The organism is Bradyrhizobium sp. MI1.3 (assembly GCF_055811695.1).
The window spans coordinates 1-10,441 of record NZ_JBVVPQ010000125.1; the positions used below are offsets into that span (position 1 = coordinate 1).

The following is a 10,441-nucleotide window of genomic DNA, read 5'->3' on the forward strand; positions in this document are numbered from 1 at the left end:
CTCGGCATAAGCCGTCAAACCACTGCGCAGGGAAGGCCGTGTGTTGGGCTTCACCTGTATGCCGCTGTGCAGCCTCTCGTAGCGCAACCTTCGCACAGTGGACCGTGGGTGCCAGCCGGCACCCGGTCTTCCCTGCGCCCTCTGGCAATTGGGGGCGACGCCAAAAGCCAAGCTCGGGCGAGACACGCCGCGGGGCTGCACACCCGTGTCTGCGACGGAGGACGAGAGTTGTTGGAGAGTGTCGACGCCGCCTCCTCAGTCATTGCGAGCGGAGCGAAGCAATCCAGCATCCCTCAGTGGAAAGGCTCTGGATAGCTTCGTCGCAAGGGCTCCTCGCAATGACGGAGGAGAGAGCGTGCCCGTCCACTACGACGACGCCAGCTTCCGCCGTCCGTAGATCGAATCCGCTCGCTTCTCGAACGCGATGGAAAATCGCGCGAACGCGGCGTCGAACATCGAGCCCATCAGGAGCGCCAGCATGCGGCTCTTGAACTCGTAGGCAAGGAAGAAGCCGACATCGCAAACGCTCTCGCCTTTGGGCTCGAACGTCCAACGGTTTTCCAGATTGCTGAAGGGACCTTGCAGATATTCGACCAGGATCTTCAGATTGGCACGGTCGAGCGTCACGCGGCTGGTGAAGGATTCCCTGACCAGCTTGAACGACACTGTCATGTCCGCGACCAGCACCTCGGTGCCGTCGGGTTTCGCCATACGCTGACGGACCTTCAGCGCGCTGCACAGCGGCACGAATTCCGGGTAGCGCTCGACGTCGGCGACCAGATCAAACATCTCGGACGCGCTGTGATCGACACGGCGCTTGCTCGAAAAATTGGGCATGGCGATTCAGCGGGCGCTTGCTGCCCGCGCGGCCTTCAGTTTCGCAAAATCCTCGCCGGCATGATGCGACGAACGGGTGAGCGGGCTCGCCGACACCATCAGGAAGCCCTTGGTGTAGGCGACCTTCTCGTAGGACGAAAACTCGTCCGGCGGCACGTAGCGCATCACGGCGTGATGCTTGCGGGTCGGCTGGAGATATTGCCCGATGGTCAGGAAATCGACGTCGGCCGAACGCAGATCGTCCATCACCTGCTGCACCTCGTGGCGCTCCTCGCCGAGGCCGACCATGATGCCGGACTTGGTGAAGATGGTGGGATCGAGCTCCTTGACCCGCTGCAGCAGCCGGATCGAATGGAAATAGCGCGCGCCCGGCCGCACCGTGAGATAGCACGACGGCACGGTCTCGAGATTGTGGTTGAACACGTCGGGCTTCGCCGTGACGACAACCTCCAGCGCCCCCTCCTTGCGCAGGAAATCGGGCGTCAGGATCTCGATCGTGGTCGAGGGGCACGCGGCGCGGATCGCGCGGATGGTCTGGGCGAAATGCTCGGCGCCGCCGTCGGTGAGATCGTCGCGGTCGACGGAGGTGATGACGACATGGGCAAGCCCGAGCTTGGCCACGGCCTCTCCGACGTTCTGCGGCTCGGCCGCGTCGAGCGCGTTCGGCATGCCGGTCTTGACGTTGCAGAATGCACAGGCGCGGGTGCAGGTGTCGCCCATGATCATGAAGGTCGCGTGCTTCTTGTCCCAGCACTCGCCGATATTCGGGCAGCCTGCCTCCTCGCACACCGTATGCAGGCCGTTGGCGCGCACGATGTTGCGGGTGTCGGCATAGCCGCGGGTGTTGGGCGCGCGTACGCGGATCCAGTCCGGCTTCGGCGGCGAAGCGGAATCGGGCCGATTCACCTTTTCGGGGTGACGTGGGCGCAGCGGGTTCGAGATGGTATCGACAATAACGACCATGGGGTGTCCGGTCTGACCAAGTCCTACCTAGTCGGTCTCGCCGGGCATCGCAACCCGGCTCGCCCCGCTTCAGGGAACATGGCAGATATGGGCAATATCCTGCTCTGTTCTCTGGCGATTCTCACCTCGAATGGCTCCAGTCTCGAAACCTTCCACACCCCGGCTCGGCAAAGCGCTGAAGCGTGCCTTTTTCGCACGCAGCGTGCACGAGGTCGCGCCCGACTTGATCGGTGCAACCATGCTGGTCGACGGCGTCGGCGGGATCATCGTCGAGGTCGAGGCCTATCATCATACCGAGCCGGCGGCGCACTCCTACAATGGCCTCACGCCGCGGAACCAGGTGATGTTCGGCCCGCCCGGCTTTGCCTATGTCTACCGCTCGTACGGCATCCACTGGTGCGTGAACTTCGTCTGCGAGGAAGAAGGCTCGGCCAGCGCCGTGCTGATCCGCGCGTTGGAGCCGACCCATGGTATCGCCGCGATGCGTCGGCGGCGCCATCTCCAGGATTTGCACGCGTTGTGCTCGGGCCCGGGCAAGCTGACCGAATCGCTCGGCATCACCATCGCGCACAATGCCTTGCCGCTGGACCGTCCGCCGATCGCGCTGCATGCGCGGACGGAGGACGTCGAGGTGGTGGCCGGCATCCGGATCGGCATCACAAAGGCGGCCGAGCTGCCCTGGCGCTATGGCGTCAGGGGTTCGAAGTTTTTGAGCAAGCCGTTTCCGAAATAAGCCTAAGACGCCTGCTTGAGCCGCTCCAGTGCCTCGAGCAGCTTGGCCTTGCGGGCGAGCGCGGCCTCGCGCTTCTCGCGCTCCTCCTCGACGACCTCCTCGGCCGCGTTGGCGACGAATTTCTCGTTGGCCAGCTTGGACTCGGCGCGCTTGATGTCGGCGTCAGCCTTCCCGATCTCCTTGTCGAGACGCGTGCGCTCGGCGGCGACGTCGATCACGCCCTTCAGCGGCAGCGCGGCCACCTCACCTCGCACCAGGAGCTGGACCGCGCCGTCGGGCGCACGGTCGGCGAAGGAGATATCCGACAGCCGCGACATGCGCTTGATGACGTCGCTCCAGCGCGGCGCGCGCTCCTTCGTCTCGGCCGAGGCGCCTGCGAGCACCAGCGCCGTGAGAGTCGCCGGCGGGATGTTCATCTCGGCGCGCACCGAACGGATTTGGGTGACAAGGTCGATGACCCAGCCGATCTCGGCCTCGGCGGCGGGATCGGTGAAGTCGGCATGGTCGAAGATCGGCAGCACCCAAACCGGCGAGACGAGCGCATCGGTCGGCCCCGTCGTCGCCGCGAGCATCGCAAGCTGCTCCGGCGTCGGCCCGGCCGGCTTCAGCGGCCACGGCGCCAGCGCGAGCAGACCGTCGCGCTTGGCCGTCACCTCCCACAGCTCCTCGGTGATGAAGGGCATGAAGGGGTGCAGCAGTTTCAAGATCTCGTCGCGCGCCCATGCCACCATGGCGCGGGTCTCGGCCTTGGCAGGGCTGTCGGGGCCGAGCAGCACGGGTTTTGCGAGCTCGAGATACCAGTCGCAATAGACGTTCCAGACGAAGCGGTAGATGCTGCCGGCGGCGTCGTTGAAGCGATAGGCCTCGATCGCCTCGGTCACCTCGCGCGTGGTGTGCGCGCTCTCATGCGCGATCCAGCGGTTCAGCGTCTCCTTGACCTTGGCCGGCTCGAAACCCTCGGGCACGGCGCAATGGTTCATTTCGGCGAAGCGCGACGCATTCCAGAGCTTGGTCGCGAAATTGCGATAGCCCTCGACGCGGCTGGTGGCGAGCTTGATGTCGCGCCCCTGCGCGGCCATCGCCGCAAGCGTGAAGCGCAGCGCATCCGCACCATATTGGTCGATCAAGCTGAGCGGATCGATGACGTTGCCCTTCGACTTCGACATCTTGGCGCCCTTCTCGTCGCGGACGAGGGCGTGGATGTAGATCGTCGAGAACGGCACCTCCTTCATGAAGTGAAGGCCCATCATCATCATGCGGGCGACCCAGAAGAAGATGATGTCGAAGCCGGTCACCAGCGCGTTGGTGGGGTAGTAGCGCTGCACTTCCGGCGCGTCCGCGGGCCAGCCGAGGGTCGAGAACGGCCACAGCGCCGAGGAGAACCAGGTGTCGAGCACGTCCTCGTCGCGCGTGATGAAACCATCACGCTTGTTGCGGTCGAGCGCCATCTCGCGGCCCTGCTCGACCGTGATGACTTCCTGCTCGACGTAATAGCCAAGCGCGTGGCTGACGGCCTCCTCCTCGGTCTCGGCGACAAACACCTTGCCGTCGGGACCGTACCAGGCCGGGATCTGGTGACCCCACCAGAGCTGGCGCGAGATGCACCACGGCTGGATGTTCTCCATCCACTCGAAATAGGTTTTTTCCCAGTTCTTCGGCACGAACGTGGTTTCGCCGGAACGCACTGCCGCCATCGCGGGCTTCGCCAGCGTCTTGGCGTCGACATACCATTGGTCGGTCAGATAGGGCTCGATCACCGTGCCGGAGCGGTCGCCATGCGGCACCATGTGGGTGTGGGGCTCGATCCGCTCGACGAAGCCGAACGATTCCAACCGCTCGACAATGCGCTTGCGCGCAGCAAAGCGATCGAGCTTGTTGAACTCCTCGGCGAACTGCGAGGCACCTTCCGGCAGGTCGCGCAGATAATCCTCGTTCTCGAGGAGATCGAGGCAACCTTCCTTGTCGATGACACTGATCCGGGCGAGGCCATGGCGATTGCCGACTTCGAAATCGTTGAAGTCGTGCGCCGGTGTCACCTTGACCGCGCCCGAGCCCTTCTCCGGATCGGAATAATCGTCGGCGACAATCTGGATCTTGCGGCCGACCAGCGGCAGGATCACGTTCTTGCCGACCAGCTTCTGATAGCGCTCGTCGTCGGGATGCACGGCGACGCCGCTATCGCCGAGCATGGTCTCCGGGCGCGTGGTGGCAACGACGATGAAGCTCGAGGGATCCTCGGGGCTGAAAGTCTTGCCCTCGATCGGATAGCGCAGGTACCAGAGGCTACCCTTGACCTCGGTCTGCTGCACTTCGAGATCGGAGATAGCAGTGAGCAGCTTGGTGTCCCAGTTGACCAGCCGCTTGTCCTTGTAGATCAGGCCGTCGCGGTGCAGCTCGACGAAGACCTTGACCACGGCCTTGGAGAGGCCCTCGTCCATGGTGAAGCGTTCGCGCGACCAGTCGCAGGAGGCGCCGAGCCGCTTGAGTTGGTTGATGATGGTGTCGCCGCTCTCGGCCTTCCACTGCCAGACCCGCTCCAGAAACTTCTCGCGGCCCATCTCGCGACGGCTGGGCTGCTGGCGCTCCATCAGTTGCCGCTCGACAACCATCTGGGTGGCGATGCCGGCATGGTCGGTGCCGGGCTGCCACAGCACGTCGCGGCCGCGCATGCGCTCGAAGCGGCACAGGATGTCCTGGAGGGTGTTGTTGAGGGCGTGGCCCATGTGCAGCGAGCCCGTCACGTTCGGCGGCGGAATCACGATGGTAAAGGGCACTGCGTCGCGGCGGTCCGGGCGGCCGGCCTTGAACGCAAGGCTGTCCTCCCACACGACGGACATGCGGGCTTCGATATCGGCGGGCTGGTAATTTTTCTCGATCATGGCGCTGTTAGAAAGCCGCGCACGGGGTCCAAGTCAACGGACAAGTCAACGGAAAGGTCAAAGGAAAGCCAGGCGGCAGCAGGGCTTTCCGATCCGGTCGGGAGGCAGAATATGACCCACAAGCGGGGCTTTATGAGGGCTCTGCGGCCCGATCTACCTGCCGCCGCGCGATACCCGCTCGATTTCGGCCTTCACGATGCGTTCGACCAGGCCGGGCAAATTGTCGTCCAGCCAGGATTTCAGCATCGGACGCAGCATCTCCTTAACCAGATCCTCCAGCGTTCGCGCATTGCTGCTGAGCACCGTGTGGGCCAGGGAATTGAAGGCGGATTCGACCGCGGAGACCGTCGATTGCGCCAGGATCGGCTGTTGGAGCGGCAATGGCGGCGCATCGAAGTCCACCGGCGCATAGGATGCCGGCGTCGGACGCGGCGGCGGCGATTCGGCGAATTCGAGATCGTCGCGCGGCTCGACCTTGCGGAAGCTCGGCGGCGGCGGAGGCGGCGTCGGCTCCATCGCCAGCGCCATATCGTCAGTCAATTCCAGCACGTCGGGCTCAGGTTCGGGCTCCGGCTCGGGAGCACGGATTTCCGGCGCAGCCGTGGCCGTGTCGAGGCCCGCCAGCAGCGCGTCGATATCGTCCTGATTGTTGGATGCATCCGCCTCGGGCGCGGGGGCCGGCGGCGGCGCCGGCTTTGCGGCTGAAGGCGGTACGGGCTTCTCGGCGGCCGGTTTGGGCGGCACGACCTTGGATGGCGGAATATCGTTGATCGCCTGCGGCTTCGGTGGGGCGGCGGGGGCGGCAGCTTTCTCGGACTTGGCAGCATCCGCCGGCGGCGGCTTGGCCTCATCATCGGCAATGATGCGCCGGATCGAGGCCAGAATCTCCTCCATCGAGGGTTCTGTGACCTTTGCAGGCTGCGTCATCTCCGACTCCACATCATCAACGCCCTCGCATGCGTTGTTTTACACCAAGCACGACAGGATTGGCCGGTTCCGGATGGCTGGCCCGACATTTTCGTCACGGCAGCCCGACTTGTCCCCAGATGACGGCTCAACGTGCAGCGGTGCGCCCCTGCCCTCGGCACCTCATGCTTTACGCACACGGCATCGGATGCAGAGCGAATCGACCCGCATCTTCTTGGCAAGGCTATGTCAGGGATTTTGATGATTGCAAGCAAAGCACCGGTCGGCTTCGGCTATTCGCGAGGCCGACCGGATGACTACGGGACTCTAGCGTCCGTCTGGCGTGCGTACGCCGGCCCAGCTGTCGCGGACCTGCTGGTAGTGCACGCTGGGATCGTAGACCGTGGTGTTGAGACCAAGCACCTGCGGCGCCAGACGACCGACCGCGTTGAGCACCGAATAGGACGCCACCACGCGGTCATGCTGGGCAGTGACGAGCGCAACGCGCGCGTTCACCAGCGCTTGCTGCGCATTGAGCACGTCGAGGGTGGTGCGCTGCCCGGCCTTGGCCTCTTCGCGCACGCCGTTCAGCGCGATCTCGGACGCCGTGACCTGCGCCTGCGCGGACTGCACCTGCGCCTTGCCGGCTTCCAACTGGCCCCAGGCCTGCACGACGTTGGCGCGGGTCTGATCGCGGGTGGTTTCGAGATTCAGGCGCTGCTGCGCCAGGTTCTCTTTCGATTGGCGGATCAGCGCATATTCTGTGCCACCCTGATAGATCGGCACAGCGACTGTCGCGAGGGCGGACGCGGAACTCGTTCGGAAGATCGTCAGCTGTTGCTGGTAGGCTGTGCTGGCAGTAGCCGCGACCGTGACCGTCGGCAGCAAAGCGCCTTCGTTGATCTTGACCTGGAGGTAGTTGACGTCGATGCCATACATGGCAGCCGTAACGTTGGGATTCTCGACAAGGCTGAGACCAACGGCGGAGGCGATCGTCGCAGGAAGGAAGCGATCGACCGGCGAGCCGGGGGCGAGGGCCGCCGGCTCGTTGCCGATGATCCGGCGGAAGTTCGCGCGCGTCGTCGTGAGATTCGATTCGGCGGTCAGGGCCTGGGTCCTGCCGGCAGCCAGCTGCGCTTCGGATTGCGCGACGTCCGTGCGCGTCACCTCGCCGACATTGAAGCGATCGCGCGTTTGCTTGAGCGTCTGTTCGAGCACGCGCACGTTGCTGCGCTGAACTTCGAGCGTGGCCGAGTCGCGCAGAAAATCCATATAGGCCGTGGCAGCCTGCAGCAGGACCGTCTGCTCGAGCACACGCAATGCCTCGCGGGAACCCGACACCTGGCTCTCCGCGACGCGCGTCCTGTTGGCGGTCTGATTGCCGTTGTAGAGTGTCTGACTGACGCTCACGCTGGCGCTGTTGGGCTGAAGCAAGCCGGAGATCGACTTGGGGGTGGGGGGGACGACATTCTGCGTCGCCTGGACGTCCTGATATTGATACCCGCTGCCGAGGGTCACATTGACCTTGGGCCGATAGCCCGACAGCGCCTGCGGCACGTTCTCGTCGGTCGAGCGCACCTGGGCGCGCTGCGCGTTCAGCTGCGGATTGTTCTGATAGGCGCGCACCAGCGCAGCCTCGATCGTATCCGCCAAGGCAGGCGTCGGCCCGGCAAGCGCCAGCAGCAGGACCGAAACCGCTGCTCCGGTGAAGAACTTCACCCCATGCATCCAAAAATTCCGTTCATTCTAACGCCCGGCTCGTGCCCGCGAGCTGGGTTACCGTCTACGAGTGGAGTCGTTGCCCCGCCGCAACATAGGACGCGGTCAAGCGCGACGGAACTACCTGAGGGTGGTTCTCGGTGGAAACTCTTCACGTGCAGCATCCCGGCCACACTTCTGATTCAGAACGGGATTTTAACGGGCCAAAGCCGCTATCGGGCCGTCAGAACACGAAGGCGGCGGCTCGTTCCAGCCCGGGAAGGACCGGGGCCGCGGCATCGAACAGCGCCCGATGGCCGAATTCGCCGTGAGTATGGGTGACGATCATGGCTCGCGGCGGCCTGGATTCGGCCGAGACCCCCAACAGGCGCCCACCCTCCTTGAGCTGCCCGAGCAGCCCTGCCGGCGTCACCTCGGTGGCGCCGTTGAGGACGATCACATCATAGGGGCCGGCAGCGGCATCACCCTCGGTGCAGGCCGCGGCCTTGCAGGCCACGTTGGCGAGCCCGAGGGCGGCGAAGGCGTCCTTGGCCTTCGCGGCCAAGGCCGAATCGCATTCCGTCGCGGTGACCTGACGCGCAAGCTTGGCGGTCAGCGCAGCGAGATAGCCCGTGGCGCAGCCGACGACCAGCACGTTGTCATCCTCGCCGATCTCGGCGGCCTGGAGCAACTTGCCGGTCAGTTGCGGCTTGATCAGGAACCGCTTGGCGCCGCCCTCGCTGACGTCGAGATCGAGGTCGAGATACGCCAATGCCTGCCGGCTGGCCGGCACGAAGGCCTCGCGCGGAACCGTGAGCATGGCATCAAGAACACGACGGTCGGTGACGTCACTGGTGCGCACCTGGCCATCGACCATTTTTAGGCGCGCCGTCGAGAAAACGGACATTTGCGGACCCTGCAAGGCGGACGATGCCGCGGACGAAAGTTGGCGGCATCTTTGGAACAGGCCCTGCGAAAACGCAACATGGCTTTGGCCCGCGAAACGGGCCCTTCCGCAACTCGCAACGTCGAGGGTGAGCCGCCTATTCGATCGTGACTGCGAGGCGGCCGATCAATGCGGCGACTTCATCCAGCCGTGCCGAATCGTGGGTCTCGACCGCCCGCGCGAGACAGGCGAGGCATTCGTCATCGCTGAGTTCGGGGATGTCCGCCGGCAGAATGGAGGGAGCCAACGGGGAACGGTCGACCTGGATGTCTCGCATGGGAATCAGCTCCGTAAAGGACCGGCGCCTGGAAGCTCGATTTCAATTGAGTCGTTTTGGCGTCGCGGCGGAGGATGCGGGCTCGCCACGGTACACATCTAATTGAGAATTTGCCGCAACGAGATCGCATCCCAGATCAGAGTCTGGACGCAAACCATTGACGATGAGCCAGAATTTGGCTCCCCGGGCTGGATTCGAACCAGCGACCATCCGATTAACAGTCGGATGCTCTACCGCTGAGCTACCGAGGAAAAGGGCGAACCCGTCGTTCGCGCGCGGCTGCGTATAACAAAGCCGCTTGCGCTTGCAAAGGACGAATTCGCCATCTCGCACATTGCGGCGAGGAAGGGCGCGTGGCCCCTCCTCCGCCTGGCCTCAGGTCAAGTTACTCGGCGACGAACGAAGTGGTCTTGGTGCCGGAATCGTAGCGCAGCCGAAGCGCGGTGAACTTGCAGAGGTTGACGTTCTTCCAGAGCACGGTCTCGTCATAGTTCTGCCAGTCGACGCGGACGTTCCAGACGCATCCTTCGTCGTCATCGTCGAACTCGACATAGGTGCTCGCCTGGTTCTGCAAAACCTTGTCCAGCTCGTTGTCCCATTCGTCCATGCCATCGTCCGGGGCGTTGAAGCCCAGGAATTTGATGGCATAGCCGGTCTCGTTGACGACAGTGACGTTGCGCGCGTCAGCCGCGAACGACGGCGCGGCGGCAATCGATAGACCGATCGCGATCAGTGCAGACAGAAAATACTTCATATGAAATTCCCCCGATCGAAACGGGCTTTCGGTGCCTGACGTCGATCGGCGCAGGCGCCGCGGCAACCAATGGTGTTGCCTTGGAGGATTCGTCGGAGGCGCAATCGAAAGGTTCAAGACGCGATCGATCCGCCTCCGGCTCTCTGCACGACGCGAGACGCGCAGCGAGCCAATTCTTACCGATTCGAATTCTCCGCAGCAATGAACCGGCATTCATAGATCGGCGCGGCTTGTTGTCTCCGGCGCGGGCGCCGGCGCTGCGCGCTCAATATGATTCTTGTCGCAGGCACGGCTTCGCTTCCTCGCGACGCATCTCGCCCGAGCTTTGCTTTGTCTCGTCCACCCTCCTCCGTCAGAGGGCGCAGGGAAGACCGGGTGCCGGCTGGCACCCACGGTCCACTGTGCGAAGGTTGCGCTACAAGAGGCTGCACAGCGGCATACAGGTGAA

The 10,441-nt window shown here is 64.0% G+C and carries 9 protein-coding genes and 1 tRNA gene; 1 reads left to right on the forward strand and 9 read right to left on the reverse strand.

Going from position 1 to position 10,441, the window contains the following annotated elements; genetic code table 11:
• Window positions 1-366 precede the first annotated feature (366 nt).
• Window positions 367-837: a type II toxin-antitoxin system RatA family toxin gene (locus tag AC0L3A_RS38790; RefSeq protein WP_219680137.1), complete on the reverse strand. Its 471-nt coding sequence runs from the start codon at window positions 835-837 to the stop codon at window positions 367-369.
• Between the two features lie 6 nt (window positions 838-843).
• The gene (gene lipA, locus AC0L3A_RS38795) at window positions 844-1,800 is read right to left on the reverse strand and encodes a lipoyl synthase (protein WP_219680140.1); all 957 of its coding nucleotides are present in this window, start codon (window positions 1,798-1,800) and stop codon (window positions 844-846) included.
• Between the two features lie 130 nt (window positions 1,801-1,930).
• Between lipA and AC0L3A_RS38800 the strand changes: the two genes are divergently transcribed.
• Window positions 1,931-2,533 (forward strand): DNA-3-methyladenine glycosylase, encoded by a 603-nt coding sequence (locus AC0L3A_RS38800; protein ID WP_219680144.1) that lies wholly within the window; start codon window positions 1,931-1,933, stop codon window positions 2,531-2,533.
• 2 nt (window positions 2,534-2,535) lie between these two features.
• Here AC0L3A_RS38800 and AC0L3A_RS38805 read toward each other — a convergent pair whose 3' ends face one another.
• The 7 genes from AC0L3A_RS38805 to AC0L3A_RS38835 form a co-directional block, all read right to left on the reverse strand.
• A complete protein-coding gene (locus AC0L3A_RS38805) occupies window positions 2,536-5,412 on the reverse strand; it encodes a valine--tRNA ligase (RefSeq protein WP_354128229.1) in 2,877 nt (958 codons plus the stop codon).
• A 153-nt stretch (window positions 5,413-5,565) separates the two neighbouring features.
• Window positions 5,566-6,339: a PopZ family protein gene (locus AC0L3A_RS38810; RefSeq protein WP_007591154.1), complete on the reverse strand. Its 774-nt coding sequence runs from the start codon at window positions 6,337-6,339 to the stop codon at window positions 5,566-5,568.
• Window positions 6,340-6,645: 306 nt separating this feature from the next.
• Window positions 6,646-8,046 carry a TolC family outer membrane protein gene (locus AC0L3A_RS38815; RefSeq protein ID WP_007591156.1) on the reverse strand — a complete coding sequence of 467 codons (1,401 nt, stop codon included), beginning with the start codon at window positions 8,044-8,046 and terminating at the stop codon, window positions 6,646-6,648.
• A gap of 214 nt (window positions 8,047-8,260) precedes the next feature.
• Entirely contained in the window at window positions 8,261-8,923 is a 663-nt protein-coding gene (locus AC0L3A_RS38820) for a protein-L-isoaspartate O-methyltransferase family protein (RefSeq protein WP_007591157.1), read from the reverse strand.
• Between the two features lie 136 nt (window positions 8,924-9,059).
• A complete protein-coding gene (locus AC0L3A_RS38825) occupies window positions 9,060-9,239 on the reverse strand; it encodes a hypothetical protein (RefSeq protein ID WP_007591158.1) in 180 nt (59 codons plus the stop codon).
• 176 nt (window positions 9,240-9,415) lie between these two features.
• A tRNA-Asn gene (locus AC0L3A_RS38830) sits at window positions 9,416-9,490 on the reverse strand.
• Between the two features lie 134 nt (window positions 9,491-9,624).
• Window positions 9,625-9,993 (reverse strand): hypothetical protein, encoded by a 369-nt coding sequence (locus AC0L3A_RS38835; protein ID WP_007591185.1) that lies wholly within the window; start codon window positions 9,991-9,993, stop codon window positions 9,625-9,627.
• Window positions 9,994-10,441 lie beyond the last annotated feature (448 nt).

Bases quoted from the DNA above. Each gene is read 5' to 3' on its own strand.
- AC0L3A_RS38790 (WP_219680137.1), bottom strand. From the start codon at position 837: ATGCCCAATTTTTCGAGCAAGCGCCGTGTCGATCACAGCGCGTCCGAG.
- lipA (WP_219680140.1), bottom strand. From the start codon at position 1,800: ATGGTCGTTATTGTCGATACCATCTCGAACCCGCTGCGCCCACGTCAC.
- AC0L3A_RS38800 (WP_219680144.1), top strand. From the start codon at position 1,931: ATGGCTCCAGTCTCGAAACCTTCCACACCCCGGCTCGGCAAAGCGCTG.
- AC0L3A_RS38805 (WP_354128229.1), bottom strand. From the start codon at position 5,412: ATGATCGAGAAAAATTACCAGCCCGCCGATATCGAAGCCCGCATGTCC.
- AC0L3A_RS38810 (WP_007591154.1), bottom strand. From the start codon at position 6,339: ATGACGCAGCCTGCAAAGGTCACAGAACCCTCGATGGAGGAGATTCTG.
- AC0L3A_RS38815 (WP_007591156.1), bottom strand. From the start codon at position 8,046: ATGCATGGGGTGAAGTTCTTCACCGGAGCAGCGGTTTCGGTCCTGCTG.
- AC0L3A_RS38820 (WP_007591157.1), bottom strand. From the start codon at position 8,923: ATGTCCGTTTTCTCGACGGCGCGCCTAAAAATGGTCGATGGCCAGGTG.
- AC0L3A_RS38825 (WP_007591158.1), bottom strand. From the start codon at position 9,239: ATGCGAGACATCCAGGTCGACCGTTCCCCGTTGGCTCCCTCCATTCTG.
- AC0L3A_RS38835 (WP_007591185.1), bottom strand. From the start codon at position 9,993: ATGAAGTATTTTCTGTCTGCACTGATCGCGATCGGTCTATCGATTGCC.